General features: G+C 68.3%; 17 protein-coding genes. 7 read left to right on the top strand and 10 right to left on the bottom strand.

Translation table 11 applies throughout. The features are described 5' to 3' along the window. The first annotated feature begins 33 nt into the window (after positions 1–33). Complete coding sequence (locus tag DL991_RS13675) at positions 34–660, top strand: hypothetical protein (RefSeq protein WP_125784583.1); 627 nt, start codon at positions 34–36, stop codon at positions 658–660. A 1-nt stretch (position 661) separates the two neighbouring features. Here DL991_RS13675 and DL991_RS13680 read toward each other — a convergent pair whose 3' ends face one another. Next, positions 662–1,090: a MarR family winged helix-turn-helix transcriptional regulator gene (locus DL991_RS13680; protein ID WP_125784585.1), complete on the bottom strand. Its 429-nt coding sequence runs from the start codon at positions 1,088–1,090 to the stop codon at positions 662–664. A 70-nt stretch (positions 1,091–1,160) separates the two neighbouring features. On the opposite strand from DL991_RS13680, the gene DL991_RS13685 reads away from it, so the two are divergent. After that, positions 1,161–1,772: a TIGR03086 family metal-binding protein gene (locus tag DL991_RS13685; RefSeq protein WP_125784587.1), complete on the top strand. Its 612-nt coding sequence runs from the start codon at positions 1,161–1,163 to the stop codon at positions 1,770–1,772. Positions 1,773–1,869: 97 nt separating this feature from the next. Here the strand turns inward: DL991_RS13685 and DL991_RS43310 are convergent, their stop codons facing one another. Beyond that, entirely contained in the window at positions 1,870–2,160 is a 291-nt protein-coding gene (locus DL991_RS43310) for a hypothetical protein (RefSeq protein ID WP_233598830.1), read from the bottom strand. A gap of 384 nt (positions 2,161–2,544) precedes the next feature. Then, the gene (locus DL991_RS13695; protein WP_125784589.1) at positions 2,545–3,264 is read right to left on the bottom strand and encodes a TetR/AcrR family transcriptional regulator; all 720 of its coding nucleotides are present in this window, start codon (positions 3,262–3,264) and stop codon (positions 2,545–2,547) included. Between the two features lie 81 nt (positions 3,265–3,345). Between DL991_RS13695 and DL991_RS13700 the strand changes: the two genes are divergently transcribed. After that, a complete protein-coding gene (locus DL991_RS13700; RefSeq protein WP_125784591.1) occupies positions 3,346–4,812 on the top strand; it encodes a carotenoid oxygenase family protein in 1,467 nt (488 codons plus the stop codon). Positions 4,813–4,854: 42 nt separating this feature from the next. On the opposite strand, the gene DL991_RS13705 is transcribed toward DL991_RS13700, so the two are convergent. The 6 genes from DL991_RS13705 to DL991_RS13730 form a co-directional block, all read right to left on the bottom strand. Further along, a complete protein-coding gene (locus DL991_RS13705) occupies positions 4,855–7,611 on the bottom strand; it encodes a DUF5682 family protein (RefSeq protein ID WP_125784593.1) in 2,757 nt (918 codons plus the stop codon). Then, on the bottom strand, positions 7,608–8,720 hold the full coding sequence (locus DL991_RS13710; RefSeq protein WP_125784594.1) for an AAA family ATPase: 1,113 nt from the start codon (positions 8,718–8,720) through the stop codon (positions 7,608–7,610). The genes DL991_RS13705 and DL991_RS13710 overlap by 4 nt, the downstream gene beginning before the upstream one ends. 20 nt (positions 8,721–8,740) lie before the next feature. Next, positions 8,741–10,111, bottom strand: coding sequence for a VWA domain-containing protein (locus tag DL991_RS13715; RefSeq protein WP_125784596.1), 1,371 nt, complete (start codon positions 10,109–10,111; stop codon positions 8,741–8,743). Beyond that, the gene (locus tag DL991_RS13720) at positions 10,108–11,481 is read right to left on the bottom strand and encodes a hypothetical protein (RefSeq protein ID WP_233598832.1); all 1,374 of its coding nucleotides are present in this window, start codon (positions 11,479–11,481) and stop codon (positions 10,108–10,110) included. Before DL991_RS13720 ends, DL991_RS13715 begins: the two co-directional genes overlap by 4 nt. Next, positions 11,481–11,978, bottom strand: coding sequence for a hypothetical protein (locus tag DL991_RS13725; RefSeq protein WP_233598833.1), 498 nt, complete (start codon positions 11,976–11,978; stop codon positions 11,481–11,483). Before DL991_RS13725 ends, DL991_RS13720 begins: the two co-directional genes overlap by 1 nt. 71 nt (positions 11,979–12,049) lie before the next feature. Further along, positions 12,050–12,688 (bottom strand): haloacid dehalogenase type II, encoded by a 639-nt coding sequence (locus DL991_RS13730; RefSeq protein ID WP_125784598.1) that lies wholly within the window; start codon positions 12,686–12,688, stop codon positions 12,050–12,052. Positions 12,689–12,752: 64 nt separating this feature from the next. On the opposite strand from DL991_RS13730, the gene DL991_RS13735 reads away from it, so the two are divergent. Together DL991_RS13735 and DL991_RS13740 are read left to right on the top strand one after the other, a co-directional pair. Next, a complete protein-coding gene (locus DL991_RS13735) occupies positions 12,753–13,361 on the top strand; it encodes a CGNR zinc finger domain-containing protein (RefSeq protein ID WP_125784600.1) in 609 nt (202 codons plus the stop codon). 154 nt (positions 13,362–13,515) lie between these two features. Continuing rightward, positions 13,516–14,283: a twin-arginine translocation pathway signal protein gene (locus DL991_RS13740; protein ID WP_125784602.1), complete on the top strand. Its 768-nt coding sequence runs from the start codon at positions 13,516–13,518 to the stop codon at positions 14,281–14,283. A gap of 57 nt (positions 14,284–14,340) precedes the next feature. Here DL991_RS13740 and DL991_RS13745 read toward each other — a convergent pair whose 3' ends face one another. Further along, the gene (locus tag DL991_RS13745) at positions 14,341–15,060 is read right to left on the bottom strand and encodes a trypsin-like serine protease (protein WP_125784604.1); all 720 of its coding nucleotides are present in this window, start codon (positions 15,058–15,060) and stop codon (positions 14,341–14,343) included. A 280-nt stretch (positions 15,061–15,340) separates the two neighbouring features. On the opposite strand from DL991_RS13745, the gene DL991_RS13750 reads away from it, so the two are divergent. After that, positions 15,341–16,036 (top strand): nitroreductase family protein, encoded by a 696-nt coding sequence (locus DL991_RS13750; protein ID WP_125784606.1) that lies wholly within the window; start codon positions 15,341–15,343, stop codon positions 16,034–16,036. 172 nt (positions 16,037–16,208) lie between these two features. Beyond that, positions 16,209–17,597 (top strand): Gfo/Idh/MocA family protein, encoded by a 1,389-nt coding sequence (locus DL991_RS13755; protein WP_125784608.1) that lies wholly within the window; start codon positions 16,209–16,211, stop codon positions 17,595–17,597. The last annotated feature ends 56 nt before the right edge of the window (positions 17,598–17,653 follow it).

A 17,653-nucleotide genomic window follows, 5' to 3' on the forward strand; every position in this document is an offset into this window, starting at 1 on the left:
TCCGGTCAGCGCGTCGCCGATAGGATCCCTTCGATGGAGGCGACCGGTGTTCTCGACGCGATCGATCCGCGCGAGGCGCTGACCGTTCTCGGCCCTTCCAAGGCCAAGAACCGAGGCGGTGACCTGCCCGAGTCCAGCACTGTCTGGCCGGAGGCGATGCTTCGCGCGCGGGCCGATGTCCTGGCGAGGTCCAAGGTCGACGACGGCGGGTTGCGGCCCGCGTGGCTGCGCTACAACGGGAACTTCTACCGGAACGTCGGCGGCGCCCTGGGCGAGGCCGCCGCGTCCGGGCGGACGCTGATCCTCAGCGGCGGCTACGGGCTGCTGCGCGCCGACGAGCCGATCTCCTGCTACGACCGGAAACTCAAGCTCCGCGACTGGCCGTCCGGTGTGCTCGAAGACGCCGTCCTCGGGGAGGCACGCCGGATCGGGGCGGCGAAGGTGGTCACGTTCGTGTCAGCCAGCGCCGACTACGCGAAGTTGATCCGGCGGATCCCCTGGGGTTCCACGGAAATCGGCGGCGTTCTGGTGACGATCGACTTCCACGGAGGCGGCGCGCAGGTCGAGGTGCCACGGCGGCTGGCACAGGCTTTCGGCGCGTGGTGGCGCCGGTCGCCGTCGGACTATCCGGCGGGCATGGTCGTGGAGTCGCTCGGCTGACTCACGGCCACCGCGTCTCGGACAGCACACGCGCGGCGCGAAGGAAGGCTTCGCGATCGGCGGCGGAAAGCTGTCCGAGCAGCCGCTCCTCCTGCGCCTGGATCTCCGACTGGGCGGACCTTCGCGCGGCGCGGCCGGCTTCGGTGATCCCCAGCAGCCGGACCCGGCGGTCCTTCGGATCCGGCTCGCGGGTGATCAGCCCGTCCTCCTGGAGTTTGTCGAGGGTGCCGATGATCCGGGTCTTGTCCGCGCCGACCGCCTTCGCGAGGGCGGCCTGCGTGCGGACGGGGCCGTCGTCGAGCGCGCTCAGCACCACGTAGCCCCACATGGTCAACCCGTGCTCGGCCAGCACCGGCGTCTCGGCGTTCATCAGCCGTCGCATCAGCCCGCCGAGCATCGCCGCGAGATCCGGCCTCCCCTGCTCCGCCATGCGCAGACCATACCGACCCGGTTCGCGAAACCGGTTGACGAACTCGTATGCATATGTAGATGATATGCGTATGCCTATCGATGAACTCCGCATCCTCGACGCCATCGTGACCCGGGCCAGTCTGGATCTGGTCACCAAGATCACGCCCGCCGACCTGACCAAGCCGACGCCGTGCAGCGCCTGGACCCTGCACGGCCTGCTGGCGCACATGGCCACTCAGCACCACGGCTTCGCCGCCGCGGCCGAGGGCGAGACCGACCTCGGCCACTGGCGCCTGCTCCCACTGGGCGACGACCCCGTGGAGACCTACCGCGCCTCGGTCAAGCGAGTCCTGAACGCCTTCGTCCCCCACGACCTCGCCGACCGGAAGTTCGCTCTCCCCGAGTTCTCCACCGAAATCACCTTCACCGCGGAGCAGGCTCTGGGCTTCCATTTCGTTGACTACCTGGTGCACTCCTGGGACGTGGCCAAAACCCTCGGCCTGCCGCTCGAGTTCCAGCGAGAGGTGCTCGACGCCGGCCTACGGTTCGCCGAATCGATTCCGGACGGGAAGAACCGGAAGACACCCGGCGCCGCCTTCGCCCCGGCCGTCGACGAGAAGGGACCGTCCGACCTGGACACGATCGTCGCCTTGCTCGGCCGTTCGCCGTCGTGGTCGCGTCACGAAGCCGTACTGGCGTGATGCGCGGCCTCGAGAGTCCGGGCGGTGATCAGCACCGGTTTCTCCAGGGACAACCCATGTGCGGCCTTGGGCACGACCTCCACATCGATGTGCGGGTTCAGTGATCCGAGCCGGGTCGCCGGACGGGCACGTCGATCGCGGACAACTCGTCGTCGCTGAACAGGTGCATTTCAGGGAGGCGCTGTTTGTATTTGAGGGCACCGAAAAGCAGAGGTCGCACGGTACGCCGGACCGCGGGATCCCCGGACGACACCAACCGGAGCAGCCATTTCGGCAAGATCTCACGGAAGCTCCACCAGATGAAGCTCCGGCCGATCGCGCCGAACCCCGCGGCTTCGAAGGTGACGACGACGGCGATCCGGCCGGTCGCCCGGGTAGCGAGGTTCAAGGCGAGCCAGCCGCCTCGCGAAACGCCGGCAAGCAGACCTTCTTGTGGCCGGTTCCCGCGAGCACCCCATCGACGACTTCGGCAAGCCGATCCGCGCAGTCCTCCGTGGACCGATGGGCGCGGTCTGGCTCGATCGCCCCGGCTCGCCGATCATGTCGACGGCGTGGATCCGGTGCCGGACGGCGAGTTCGGCGATATGCGGACACCAGGACAGTGACGTTCCCATCCCGCCGGAGAGCAGCACGATCGGCGGACCGTCCCGCGGGCCGCAACGCCGGACACGGGTCGGGCCGAATCTCGTCTTGATGTCCAGTTGCGCGCCTACCCCACCTGACCCGCGCTCGCGCCGATGTCCGCCGGCTCGTGACCGGCTCGACGAGGTGTTCAGCGGCGATCGATGAGCGCTTCGATGCCGTCCAGGATGCGGCCGAGACCGAACTCGATGTCGGCTTCCTCCATACCTTCTTCGCCGTACGCCTCGCCGGAGATCACGGCGGCGACGCGCAGGTAGCCTCGGCCTTCGAGACGCGGCCCCAGGAACGCGCTCAAAGCCCGGACCTGATCCGAAGGGCTCGCGTTGACGTCTCGCAGCAGTGAGGCGGTGCTGCGGACCCAGCCGTCCACGAGGACGGCGCAGCCGGTCGCATCCTGGATGTTCAGACCCGAGCCGGCCATCCCCTCCAGGAAGTTTTCCAGCCACCCCAGCAGATTCGGCGTGCTCGGCGCCCTTCGCACCGGCAGGTCGATCAGCCACGGGTGGCGACGGCAGCGTGCGAGAAGCGCGCGAGCCCAGGCCGTCACCGCAGCGCGCCAGTCGCCGGACGACAGTTCCGGCGGCGGCCCCCAGGCCGCTTCGGCGACCAGGACGAGCAACTCCTCCTTGGAGCTCAGGTACCGGTAAAGCGCATTGGCGGTGATGCCGAGCCGTTTGGCGATCGACGGCATGGACAGTGCCTCGTAGCCCTCCGCGTCGGCCTGCGCGATGGCCGCGTCGACGATCTGCTCGAGGCTGTATCCCGGTTTCGGCCCGCGCCGGGGCGCCGGGGCGTGCCCCCAGGCCAGCGCGGTACCCGGCGGCAGCAACCCGATCTCGACGTCGTCCATCGGGGCATTGTTGCATCCAAAACAGGTAAAGGCATACACTGTTCATGGCATACACAGTTGTTTCCGAGTTGGGGGATCGACATGACCGAACCGAACAGGCGGAACGTGCTCCGCGGCGCGGCCGCGCTCGCCATCGGAGGAGCCGCCGCGACCTACGGGAGCACCGCGCCCGCGTTCGCCGCGACGAATCCGGCGAAACCGCGTTACCCGTTCGCCGAAGGCGCGTTCGCGCCGGTGAAGGAGGAGGTGACCGCGTTCGGCCTGCCGGTCACCGGCCGCATTCCGAACGACCTCTGCGGGCGGTACCTGCGCACCGGGCCGAACGCCCTCGGGCTCGAAGATCCGCGCGCTCACCACTGGATGCTGGGTGAGGGAATGGTGCACGGTGTCCGGCTGCGCGACGGGAAGGCCGAGTGGTACCGCAACCGATGGGTGCGTTCGTCCGGTGTCGCGGCGAAACTGGGCGAGCGGTACCCGTGGCCGGTGCCCACCGAGGATTTCGCGCCGAACACCCACGTGATCAGCCACCACGGCCGCATCCTCACCCTGCAGGAGTCCGGCGCCCCGCCATACGAACTCGACGGCGAGCTGAACACCTTGGGGCCCTTCGATTTCAGCGGCTCACTGGAGGGCTCCTACACCGCGCACACCAAGTTCGACGCGCGCGCCGACGAACTGCACGCCGTGACCTACCACCCGACCTGGGACCACGTACGGCATCTGATGATCGACCGGACCGGCCGCGTCGGGCGGACCACCCGGATCCCGGTCACTGACAGCCCGATGATGCACGACTTCGGGCTCACGGAGAACTATGTGGTCGTCTTCGACGTACCGGTCACCTTCGACCCGCAGCCGGGCAAAGTCGTGCCCTACAAGTGGAACACGGATCACCCGGCGAGGGTCGGGGTGATGAAACGCGGTGGTGGCCCCGTCCGCTGGTTCGGCGTGGATCCGGTGTTCTACTCGCACACGCTCAACGCCTACGACCACGGCTCCACGGTGGTGGTCGACCTGACGACGATGCCGGCACCGTTCGAGGTGGCAGGCAAGCAGGGCTTCGGCGGCCCGTCGGCGTCAGGGCCGCCGGTGCTGGAGCGCTGGACGATCGATCTCGCGCAGGGCCGTGTGCGGCGCCGTGTCCTCGACGACCGGCCACAGGAGTTCCCGCGGGTCAACGAAAGCCTGGTGTCACGACGGCACCGGTACGGCTACTCGGCCTCCCCCGGCGAACTGTTCGACGTCTACCTGGACAAGCCCGCCGATACCTTCGGCAACGCGCTGATCAAGCACGACCTGCGGAACGGACGCTCGGAGGTGCATCAATTCGGGCGGGGCGCCGACGCGAGCGAAGCGGTCTTCGTCCCGTCGTCCCGCGGCAAGTCCGAGGACGACGGTTATGCCATCGCCTACGTCAACAATCCCGACCGCAACGCCTCGGACCTGGTGATCCTCGCGGCACAGGACTTCACCGCGAAACCCTTGGCGCGCATCCATCTGCCGAGGCCGGTGCCGCTGGGCTTCCACGGAAGCTGGGTCGCCGACTGACCGATCGGGCGGTCGCCGGATGCCCGGCGACCGCCCTCGGGTTCACACCCCGGTGAGCACCTCCTCCAGTGCGGCGGCGGAGTCCGGGTACCGCTCTAGCAGCCTCAAGCCAGTGGGTGCGGCGCTCCCCCAAGGCTCGTCGCAGCCCAGCAGCCCCGCCACGGCGTCGCAGGCCGCCGGGTGCGCGGCCAGCAGCGCGAGCCCGCTCCCGCCCGATTTCCTCAATATGGCAAGCGGTTCCGACTGGTTTTTCCAGGGCGGCACCCATTCATCGAGCGCCGCCAGGCGACCGGGGAAGATCCGCCCCGCCTCACGCACGAGCAGCGGCACCAGGTCCGCGCCCCGGGACCGCAGCGTGGTGATCAACGTCGGCAACCACGGCAGCAGCACCCTGTCCGGGAGCTCGGAGAAGGCGTTCGACACCGCCTCGACGACGAAGTCGGCCAATCCCGGCGCCGGTTCCAACGCGTGGACGAACCCGCTCAGGTAGCGCGGATAAGCGGGCAGCACCAACGGGTTGGCCAGCAGTCCGGCGCACCGCTCGCGGAGTTCCGCGCGCGAGAGGCGTCCGAGCTGGACCTGCGCCGCCCACAGCAACGCCACCTTCGACGGCTCCTCCGGATGCGATCCGGAGATCGCCAGCTCCAGCTGCGTACGGTCGCACCCCAGCGACAAGGCGAGCGCCTCCATGCTGAACAGGAAGCCGAGCATCGCGGCGACCTGCTCGACACCGGCCTCCTCGTCGGCGAAGGCCGCCGGGAGCAGGGTGCAGTAATGCGCGTACCCCGTCCTGACGAAATCCTCGATCCATCGGGGCAGCACCGGCTCGCTGGTCCGGTAGTGGGCCAGCAGCCTCCGCACCCGCCGCAGCACTTCCGGCGCTCCGTCGACGGAGCGTTCGGTGGCCAGCACCTCCAGGGCACGCGTGCCCAGCTCCCCCGCCAGCCGGGCGCTGCGCAGGTAGAGCGTCGCGTCCTCGACCGCTCCGAGCACCTTCGCCGCGGTGGCCTGCGGATGGTAGGCGGCACGACGAAGCCGTTGCTCCAGCACCTGCTCGATGCTGACGCCCTCGTAGCCCAACTCGATGAGGGCCCGCTGGTGAGTGCCCAGCGCCAGATCCCACGACTCCTGGATCGGCCGTTCACCGAGCCGCCGCTCCCCCATGATCGGCCGGGCCGCGCCGTGCGGCATCAGGTACCGCAGCATCCACAGCAGATCGGAGCAGGGCTCCAGCTCCGGCCTCGAAGCGATGTCGAGCAGCGCCCGCTGCACACCTCGTTGCTGCAGCTTGAGGTTCAGGGGCTCGAGCCTGTCGTGCACGTCGCGTGCCAGCGGCGGCAACGCGTCGTAGCCGACTTGGCCGATCCGGTCGCCGCCCATCATGATCTCGACGAGGCGGCGCACGTCGCGTCTGCCGGGCACGACGTCCTTCTCGATACAGGTGACCGCCGCGTCCTGGAAGTCGTACGGCGTCGGCTTGGCCCTGTCACGCAAACCCGCCAGCAGGATCGAGGTCTCGAACACCGCGATGGCGTCGGCCGTCGAGGACAGGTACCCGTTGCGGCGCGCCGCCCGCACGATCTCGACCGACCAGCCGAGCAACTCGGCCTCGTCCAGCCGGTCGAGCACCGGAGGCCGTTGCAGGAAACCGGAAAGCTGATCCGACGACGCCGGATCCGGCGTCTGTGCCGGCAGCTCTGCGGCTTTCTTCCGCTTCGGGACGCCAACCTGCCCGTCCAGCTGGAACTGCTTCACCTTGGTGCGCTTGAGGTTCTTCGCCCACTCCGTCGCGGCGATCGACACCGATCCCCCGGCGAGCCCGAACTGCGCCTCGATCGAGGCGTGGCTCGACGGGATCAGCCCGTACTGCCAGGTGCTCGCGCTGCGCGGACTGATCACGAACCCGTCCGTGCCTTCGACGCCGAACTCCGCGACCCGGCTGGCCGCGTGGAACGCGCCGCAGATGTAGAGGCAGTCCGCGGGATCCGCACCCGAAGTGGCGAGGTGCTCGCGCATGCGGGTCCACATGTAGCGTTCGCGGTCTTCGTCCACCCGCACGCGCCGGGTGTCGCCCGGCGCGAGACGGCGGAACAGGCTGCCGATCAGGAACATGACCTGGCGGTAGGTGTCGTGGTCGCTGTCCCCGAGCGGCAGCTCGACGTACTGGTGCCACCACTCCGACCAGTGCCGCACCCGCCCGTGCCGCAGGAGGTGTTCCTCGAGTTCGGCGAACCGCGGCCGCAGGTCACCGATCTCGACGCCGACCGCGTCACCGTGCAGCGCGGCCTCTTCCTCCGCGGGCGGCGCGTCCGGATCCGGAGCGGATTCGCCTTCGCTCCACTGGAAGACGTGGTCGGCCGACCGGTCGACGAGGACGAGTTCGACACCCGGGGTGTCGAGGGCGTACGCGATCGCCTGGTACTCGGCCGAAGCCTCGGTGATCGGCGCGACAACGGACAAGGGCGCCCACTCGGCGGGGAAGCCCTTCACGTCCGTCGCGAAGGCCTGCACCGCCACGGGAAGACGGCAGTTGCGCAGCTCGGTCAGCAAGGGCGCCATGTCTTCGCACAGCTCGAGGTACACCACCTTCGGCTGCTTCTCCCGCAACCGCCGGGCCATCGCCACGGCCGAAGCCGGGGAATGGTGACAGACCGGGAAGACCTCCAACGGTTCCCGCACCGCGCGGTCGACGTCGTCGACCAGTCCGAGCAGGATGCCCTCCAGCGCGCCGGGCCCGTCGGCGAAGGCGGCCGCGGCCTCCTGCAACTGGCCGCGCAGCGCCTCGAAGGCGCCGCTCACGAGAGCGTGGCGATCGCGTCGCGGCCGCCGTCGAGGAACTCCGGCCAGTCTCCGCCCTCGTCCTTGCTGCGCGGCTCGACGACGCCGTGCAGGTACTTGTTGAGGATCGCCAGGTCTTCCGGCTCACGACGGGCGAGTGAGCCGACCAGCGACGACGCGAGCGTTCGGGCGGTCAGCGCCTGTTCGCCGAAGAAGTTGCTGTGCAGCACCGCGTCTTCGAGCACGCCGATCTGTTCGGCGGTGGACAACGCGGACTCCAGCTTCTCGTCGTCGCTGCCCGCCGACGCCGCCGCGGCACGCAGGTCACCGAAGCTGCGCAGCAGCACGTCGAGCAGGGTCGGCGGCACGTCCAGCTCGATCTGGTGGCGGCGCAGCAGTTCCTCGGTGCGGAAGCGGACGATCTCCGCCTCGCTCTTCTTGTTCGTCACCACCGGGATGCGGACGAAGTTGAAGCGGCGCTTGAGCGCGGAGGACAGGTCGTTGACGCCGCGGTCGCGGCTGTTGGCGGTGGCGATCACGGAGAAGCCGGGTTTGGCGAAGACGATGCCGTCACTGTCCAGTTCCGGTACCGAGATGTACTTCTCGGACAGGATCGAGATCAGCGCGTCCTGCACGTCGCTGGTGGACCGGGTCAGCTCCTCGAACCGGCCGATCGAGCCCGCCTCCATCGCGGTCATGATCGGCGACGGGATCATCGACTCCCGGGACTGGCCTTTGGCGATGACCATGGAGACGTTCCACGAGTACTTGATGTGATCCTCGGTGGTGCCGGCGGTCCCCTGCACGACGAGCGTCGAGTTGCGGGAGATCGCCGCGGCCAGCAGTTCCGCGAGCCAGCTCTTGCCGGTGCCGGGGTCGCCGATCAGCAGCAGCCCGCGGTCGGAGGCGAGCGTGACGATGGCGCGTTCGACGATGCTCCGGTCGCCGAACCATTTCTGCGAGATCTCACGGTCGAGGCCGTCGGCGCGCTCGGCGCCGAGGACGAACAGGCGCACCATCTTCGGGGACAGGCGCCAGGCGAACGGTTTGGGGCCGTCGTCGATCGACTCGAGCCAATCCAGCTCTTCGGCGTACTTGAGTTCGGCGGGGGCGCGCAGGACGTCGGACATGTCTTGCCTTTCGGGGAAGTTCAGGAGGTGAGGAAGGTCTTGAGTTCGTGGACGAGCTTGGTGATGTGGCCGGAGATCACCGGCGTGCCGAGATCCTTGAAGCGCTCGCGGAACCAGGGGTTGACGCTGCCCCGGCCGGCGCTGGTGACCGAACCGACCGGGATGAACTTCGCCCCGGACCGGTGGATCGCGGCCATGCTTTCGAAGAGCTGCTCGACGCGGGTCTCGTAGAAGTCGGAGATCCACACCACCACGGTGTTGGCGGGCTCGGCGATCTTCGGCTGGGTCAGCGCCATCGCGACCATGCCGTCGTTGCCGCCACCGAGATTGGTCCGCAGCAGGGTTTCGAACGGATCGTGCACCCACGGCGTGAGGTCGAGGGCCTGGGTGTCGTAGGCGATCAGGTGAACGTCCACTTTGGGCAGTCCGGCGAAGATCGAGGCCAGTACGGCGCAGTTGACCATCGAGTCCACCATCGAGCCGGACTGGTCGACGACCGCGATGAGCCGTTGCGGGGTCGTCTTCTTCGCGGTCTGCTTGTAGTAGAGGCGATCGACGTAGAGCCGTTCCTCGTCGGGGCTCCAGTTGGTGAGGTTCTTCCAGATGGTGCGATCGAGGTCGAGGTTGCGGAACACGCGCTTCGGCGGGACCGACCGGTCGACCTTGCCCGTCGAGGCCTTCTCGACCTGGGTCCGCAAGACCTCCGCGATCTCGTCGACGTAGCGGCGGATGAGCGACTTGGCGTTGGCCAGCGCCACTCCGGACAGATTGTCCTTGTCCCGCAACAGCTGTTCGATGAGTGACATGCTCGGGCTCAGCTTCGCCGCGAGCGCGGGATCGGCGAGGACCTCGCGCAGATGCATCCGCTTGACGAGGTCGGCCTCGATGGCACCGAGTTCCGGGCCGATCGACGGGAGCAGCGTGCTCAGATCGGGAGCCGGGCCCCCGCCGGTACCACCCAGCCCGGTCGGGGCGCCACCGGGACGACCGCCGCGGAGTTCGCCCGGACGGCACCCCAGTGCACGCTCGAACCAGCCCGCGTCGGCCTGCCAGCTGGACAGCTGCCCGGCCGTCACAGTGGAGGGCGCGGCGGCGAAGACGTTGAGCAGCACCTTCGACACCAGCGCCGCGCGCCGCACCTCCGCGGCCTTGTCCCGGCTGTCTTCGGCTTCGGGGACCATCAGCCCGTCGAACTCGGTGGCCAGTTCCGGATGACGCTGGACGACCGAGTCGACCGCGACGTTCGGATCGAGCAGAGCGGACGGCAGGCCGATGTCCTCGACCACGGCCACACTCGCCGCTTCGAGCGCGGCCTGCTCCTCGGTGTCGAAAAGCCGGGCGAGCAGCCGCCAGTACAGAACCTGGCGGCGGTTGTCCTCGGATTCGGTCATTTCCGCAACAGCCTTCCGGCGCGTTCGCGCAGCACGGCCGCGGCGTCGGTGGCCGCCTTCTCGGCCTTCACCCCGGCCTTGTCCGTGGTGCCCCCGGCCCAGGCTCCGGCGTGCACGGCGGTGGTCTTCTTGCGCACCGTCGTCTCCACCGCGAGCGGTTGGAGCCGGAAACCGCCGTCCCACCGGATCAGGCCGATGCACGCGCTGGAACTCGCGACCGCTTTCGGCGTCAGCGGACCGGCCGCCGGGATGCGGTCGGTCTCGACGGCGAGGTGGTTCCCCGCGAACGTGAACGTGAGCGCGTCTTCGTCGCCCTCGATGCCGTAACCCTCGAGGAAGACGGGGACGGCGATCCGCACCGGATGCCGATCCAGTGGTGCGACCGCCGGCGTGACAGCCTTCGGCAGCGCGACACGCGCGGTGGAGAAAGCGTCCGCAAGCTCACCGAGGCGGGCATGTCGGTCCTGCCAGAGCAGGTCGCCCTCGGCCGTGACCGGCATCTCGGCGAGGTCCATCGAGCGGCCCTCGCTGATCGCCGTGAGCAGGGAAAGATGCGGGCGCAGCAACTGCCAGATCCCGGCGCCGATGATCGTATCCGGCTTCGGCACCGTCACGCTGGCACGCACGAGACGCGGCGTGCTGCCGTCCTCGGGCTCGAACACGGCGTGGACCTGGGCTTGGGCGGCCGTCGAGTGTTCCAGCAGCTCGACCCCGAGCGGCAGCAGGCGGCCGGTGACCGTGCCGATCGCGGGCGTGGCCGCGGGCAAGGTCAGCAGTATCCCGCGCGACCACAGGTCACCCCAGCGTCGAACCGGAACACGTTCCAACGCCGCACCAGGACAGGACGCGGCGAGCTCCGCGGCAAAGCCGTCGAGCAGGACAGCCAGCCGACGCAGGCCCGGTTCCGCGAGCAGAGCGGAGATCACCTGCGACGAAGCCGAGATCAAATCGTGGTCGATACCCTGCCAGCCGGCGCGGGCCAGATCGGCCAGCCAGGAACGGGCCGCGGCCGGCAGATTCGGCATGTCCGTCTCGGACACTTGCCGGATGGACTCCTCTTCCGACCGCCGGCCGGTCGCCTCGGCAAGGCGTGCGAGGACGGCGTCGTGCACGGAACCGAACACGGCGATCCTCGCCGCCGCAAGGGAAACGAAGTGTTCCTCCCCCGCGGCACCGGCTGCCGTCTTCTCGGCCGCCTCGGCGACTCTCGACGCCAACGGCGACCCCGCGACGGCCTCTGCCAGCTCGGTCAACCCGGCGATCTTCTGTGGACGAAGTAATCCGGCGACGAGTACGTCATCGAAGGCGTCGACGACCGCCAGCGCCTCGTCGAGACCGTCGATGGGGTCGGTGAGCAGATCGGTGCGCATCACACCACCGCCCTGGTCGGCGGGAACCAGTGCAGTTCCGGCAGCGGCGCCGTCGACGCTTCGAATTCCAGATAGGCCAAGTGCCGCAAGAACTGGCTGAACACGGACGCGGCGGCGGTGTTGTCGCCCTGCGACGGCCGCGTCGCGCTCATGGTCTGCGAAATGGCCTGCGCGGTCGGCTCCGGAACTTCGACGCGCAAGTACCGCGCGACCCGCTCGGCGCCGTACTGAAGAGTGGATTCGTTGATCAGGGCGAGGATGTGGTTGCAGAACATGCCCCGCGCCCCGCCGCAAGGCCGATTGTTGTTGGTACTACAGGCGAACTCGTACGTGCTCGCCGCGACCGACGAGACGTACACGCGCCCGATGTCCGATCCGCTGGACACCACGCCCTGCACCCGTCCGTCGGCCAGTTCGACGAACGGGACCTTCGCGAGCTTGCGCGGGCGGGCAGGTGGCAACACCCGGGCCGTGCTCGCTCTTTCCCAGTCTGACAACGCATCTTCTCCTTGCGGGGTGCCTCGGTGGGGACTGGGATGAACCTAGCGGGAGGCACCGACAGTTTTGATCAGGTTCGATGTTTTGCGAGCTGACCGGCCAGATCGGCGAGGTCGTCGGCATGGAAGTCGAAGCGATCCGCCACCGAAGGCGGGTCCCCGACAGGCCTCGCGACGTAAGCCGTCCGGAGACCGACGCTCTGCGCTCCCCTCAGGTCCCACGCGTGGGTGGCGACCATCAGCAGCCGCTCCGGCGGTGCACCTGAGGCCTCGACGGCCAGTTCGTAGACGGCCGGGTCCGGTTTGTAGGTCTGGGCGTCCTCGGCGGACAGCGCTACGTGCCAGCGGAGGCCGGCGTGGGCATTGATCCGCAGCAGGCTCGTCCGGCCGGCGTTGGAGAGCCCGATCATCCGGTGGCTCTCGGCGAGCCTGGCCAGCCCTTCGACGGAGTCGGGCCACGGCGAAAGCTTCGGCACCACGTCTGTCTTGGTGACCAACTGAGCTGCTTCGCGGTCGAGAACGTCACTTGGGGCGTACGGCCGCTCCCCCTCGACGATGCGCCGCTGCTCGGTCTCGACGTGGCCCTGCCACAGCTCGACCAGCTCGTCCGCGTCGGCATCCGGCACGGCTTGCCGGATGGCCGCGCGAATCCCGGCGGGCTCGTCGACGAGCGTACCGAGTATGTCGAACACCAAGGCGTCGATCTCCACGGACAACCTCCTGGTAAGGGTTAAAGTAGCAGTTAACCGTGAACGTACGAGAGGTCGGTAAGGGATGCAAGTAGCATTAGACGATTACGTCTGGGCGGCGGGCGTCACTACCGACCTGGTCAACACCGCCGCGGAGGTCTGGCACGGCGAGGACAAGCTGCCCGACCTGGCATCTCTCGCTGCCTTCGCCGAACTTCACTCACTACCTGAGCCCACCCGACGCAGTGATCTGCGTGCCGTTCACCGGCTACGCGTCACAGCGCGGGACCTGATCGACCACCCGGACCAGGCGTGCCTCATCACTGCCGCCACCGCGCTCACCGCTTCGATCGGTGGCGTCACCCTCGACACCTCGCGCGACCGCGCTCGATGGGCCGTCTCACTCCGGCCGGACGCGACCGTCGTCGACGCGCTTTCACTGATCTGTGGCGTCGGAATACTCGGCGTCGTCCAGTCTCTCGGCGTGGAACGGTTCCGCGCCTGTGCCGCACCTACATGCCGAGGTGCGTTCATCGATACGACGCGACCCGGACGACGTCGCTATTGCATGCCGGGATTATGCGGAAATCGCGTCAACGTGGCCAACCATCGGGCGCGTAGGGCATCCACACAGGCGCCCGAACCCCAGTCCGCCGCGAATGCCGCAGCAGCGGTTCGAGAGCTTGGCCCATAAAAGAATGCCGCCCACTTCGAAGTATGATGCGCGAGAGTGAACTTTCTCGACAGCGGACGAGTGATGACGGACAATCGAATGCGCGCGACACATTGCGGCAAACCCTTGTCGCGCTCAGTTCCCTTGCTCCCCTCATTCGGCGAAAAGGAAACCCATGCATGACGATGATGAGCCCGTAGGCCGGGTACTCGGCAGGCGGCAGGCGCTGATTCTCCTCGGCGCCGCCGGCGCGACACTCACTGTCGCCGGATCCGCCACCGCGAGTGCCACCACCTCCAGCGCAGGCACACCCGAGGTCTGCACGCTGGACTGCGTGGTCAAGCCAGAGCAAATGGAAGGTCCGTACTTCGTCGACGAACGGCTCAACCGATCCGATATCCGCAGTGAGCCATCCACCGGACATCTGGTCGCCGGCACCGCGCTGGCAATCAATTTCACCGTTCAGCAAATTCGCCAGCAGGTGTGCACCCCACTACCGGGCGCCATGGTCGACCTCTGGCAGTGCGACGCGTTCGGGCTGTACTCCGACATTCCGTCCCAGGGAAGTCGCGGCCGCCGTTTCCTGCGCGGCTACCAGAACACCGACCAAGCGGGAGCGGCCAGGTTCACGACCATTCTTCCGGGCTGGTATACGGGACGCACGCTGCATATCCACATCAAAATACGCACCGTCGGAACCAACGGCCGTCCGTACGAGTTCACCTCGCAGCTTTACTTCACACCCGAGTTCGGCGCGGCCTATCTGCGGACCGAGCCGTACCGGCGCAAAGGCCCGGCCGATACGACCAACAGCCGGGACTCGATCTACCGCAGCGGCGGAGCCCAGATGCTGCTGCGTCCACAGCAGGCCGGAAGCGGCTACACGGCGGACTTCGCGATCGGTCTCGACCTGTCGAACACCCAGGTCGGCCGTCCCGACTAGAACAAGCACAGGGCCCTCCCCGGCAACCGCCGGGGAGGGCCCTGCCACATCCAGACGTCAGACGCCGGCGATCTGCTGAATCCAGGGCCGGTACCGCGTGATGTTCGTGTACGCGGTCGTGGTCTGCCGGTCACTCGTCGACGCGACGCCGACCTGACGGCCGGAGGCGAACATCGGGCCGCCCGAGTCGCCGCCGGCGGTGATGCCGTCGCCGCGCCGCGCGCACACCGCGATGCCGCCGTTGTAGTCACGGCAGGAGACCGACGTGACCGAGACGTTGGCGACCTTCAGGTAGCGCGACTGGCAGTTGATCTCCGAGCCGCACTGGCTGGTCGCGCCCCAGCCGTAGACCTGGACGGTCTGCCCGACGGAGACGTTGGCGGTGGTGCCCAGCGGCGAGTACGTGGCGTTCACCGGGGCGGTGAGGCGCACGATCGCGAGGTCCGCGCTCGCGTGGCGGGTGACCGTGGAGCCGGTGGCCATGGTGCCGCCGCTCTGCTGGTCGAGGCTGCCGATCCGGAAGGTGAACGTGCCACTGCTGGCGACGCAGTGCTTCGCGGTCAGGATGTACTGCGGCGCGATGATCGTCGAGGTACAGGTCTGCCTGCCGTTGGCGAAGAGCCTGGCCGCCCAGGGGCCGCTCGACGCGTTCTGGCCGCCGATGATCATCGGCTGGACATCGGAGGACGGTTCCGCGGCGGACGCCACGGGGGCGGTGACGCCGAGCAGCGCCGCGAAGGCGGTGCCGGCGATCAGGGCGAAGGAGCGCAGTCGCATGGTTCCGACTCATTTCTGCGACCCGGGTTCGGCCGCGCGATGGGGACGGGTGTGCTGATTCTGGGGCGCGGCAAGAGAAACCTGACACCGACGAAAGTCGTGCAGTAGATACCTATTCCTACGCCGCGGCCACCGCTAAGTGGCCGTCTAGGTACTGGAACGGCCCGCCGGTTACGACGACCGGCGTCCGTCCACTTGAGACGGATGGCGGCATAACCCCAGGGACATAACCTGGCTCCGGGGCTTCCCGAAAACCAGGTCCGCCACCACAATCGAGACCATGACCGCAGCACAGTGGACCCCGACCTACGGCGACCCCTTCGAGCCGGTGCCCTACCGTCCGGCGCGCATGTCCGCGGAAGAATCGCTGGCCACCGCCGCCGATCTGCGCCGCCGCATGGACACCCGCCGCACCGTGCGGATGTTCTCGACCGACCCGGTACCCGAGCAAGCGGTGGTGGACGCCATCGCGGTGGCCTCCACCGCACCCAGTGGCGCGCATCAGCAACCGTGGACCTTCGTGCTCATCAAGGACGCCGCGACCAAACAGCGGATTCGGGAGGCGGCCGAAGAAGAGGAGCGCGTTTCGTACGAGGGCAGGCTCGGCGACGAATGGCTGTCCGCCTTGCGTCCGCTGGGCACCGACGCCGTGAAGACCCACCTCACCGACGCCCCGTACCTCATCGTGGTCTTCCAGCAGCGCTACTTCCTCGACGAGGACGGCACCAAGCACAAGCACTACTACGTCGACGAGTCGGTGGGCATCGCGGTCGGCATGCTGATCACGGCGTTGCATCTGTCCGGGCTGGCCGCGTTGACGCATACGCCGTCGCCGATGCGGTTCCTCGGCGAGCTGCTCGAGCGGCCTCAGAACGAGAAGGCGTTCGCCGTCATCCCGGTCGGCTATCCGGCGGACGACTGCGTGGTGCCGAACCTGGTGCGCAAGTCGATCGATCAGGTGCTGATCCGCCGTTGAGCGCGAGCGTGACCCGGGTGTGCGCGCACCCGGGTTGCGCGAAGCGCCCGCAAACAAGCAGTCAAACTGCGCATTAGTGCAGTTTTCTGCTCACTTTGATGCATCTCTTGACATATCCGGCGGCGATTGGACAAGGTCTGGGCACCGAAGGCGACACGAAGGAGTGTTCTTCATGGCCGACCTGCCCTCTGTCTCCCGGCGGACACTGTTCGGCGGCGCGCTCGCCGCCGGGGCGCTCGCCGCGATCCCGACGAGTGCGACCGCAGCCGAAGAGGCGGAAAGCGCGCCTCGCCGTCCTGGTCAGCGCAGCATGATCGGGGTGCCGTTCGAGCGGCACCAAACCGTCCGGATCGGGATGATCGGTCTCGGCAATCGTGGCATGTCCATGATCGGCGGGTGGAGCGCCGTACCGGGCGCCGCGGTCACCGCGGTCTGCGACATCCGCGCCGAGCGCGCGAAGGCCGCCGCGGACAAGCTCGCCGCCGACGGGCGTCCACGCCCGGCCGAGTACGGCGGGTCCGCTGACGCCTACAAGAAAATGCTCGCCCGCGACGACATCGACCTCGTCTACATCGCCACCCCGTGGGAGTTCCACTACCCGCAGGGCAAGGCCGCGCTGCTGGCCGGCAAGCACGTCGGCGTCGAACTGCCCATCGCCACCGAGCTCGACCAGCTGTGGGACCTCGTCAACACCAGCGAACAGACCCGCAAACACCTGTTCCTGGCGGAGAACTGCAGCTACGGCCGCAACGAGCTGGCCATCCTCAAGATGGCGCACGAGGGCGTCTTCGGCGAGGTCACCAACGGGCACGGCGGCTATCTGCACGACCTGCGCGCACTGCTGTTCTCCGACACGTATTACACCGACGCGTGGCGCCGGAAATGGCATACCCGCAGCACCGCGAGCTTCTATCCGATGCACGGCCTCGCGCCGATCGCCGCCTGCATGGACGTCAACCGCGGCGACCGGTTCGCCACCTTGCGCGCCACGGCGACCGAGCCGAAGGGGCTCGCCGACTACCGGAAACGCCACATGCCGCCGGGCCATCCGTCGTGGGAAGAGACCTACGTCAACGGCGACCTGGTGACCTGCCTGATCGAGACCGAGCAGGGGCGGATCATCCGCGCCGAGCACGACGTCAGCTCGCCGCGGCCGTACAGCCGCATCAACAGTCTCGCCGGCAGCCGCGGCATCGTGGAGGACTACCCCGCCCGCATCTACCTGGAGCCCGATCACAGCGGGCACGCGTGGAAGGACTTCGGGCCGTACCGCGAGCGCCACGACCACTGGCTGTGGAAGAAGCTCAAGGACGACCCGAACCTCGGCGGGCACGGCGGCATGGACTACGTGCTGCAGTGGCGGATCGTGCAGCAGATGCGCGCCGGGATGGTGCCGGACATCGACGTCTACGACTCGGCTGCCTGGTGCTCCCCCGTGCCGTTGAGCGTGGTTTCACTCGCCCACGGCGGGAAACCGGTCGCGGTGCCGGACTTCACCCGCGGCGGCTGGTCGAAGCCCCGGGCGGGGCTGGACTCGCAGCCCTCGGAGATGCCCGGCTAGGGCTTGCGGCTCGACACTGGCGTCCTTGCCTTGCCGAGTACATGAAGGACCCCTTC

It is taken from the genome of Amycolatopsis sp. WAC 01375, assembly GCF_003947325.1.
Lineage (GTDB): Bacteria > Actinomycetota > Actinomycetes > Mycobacteriales > Pseudonocardiaceae > Amycolatopsis.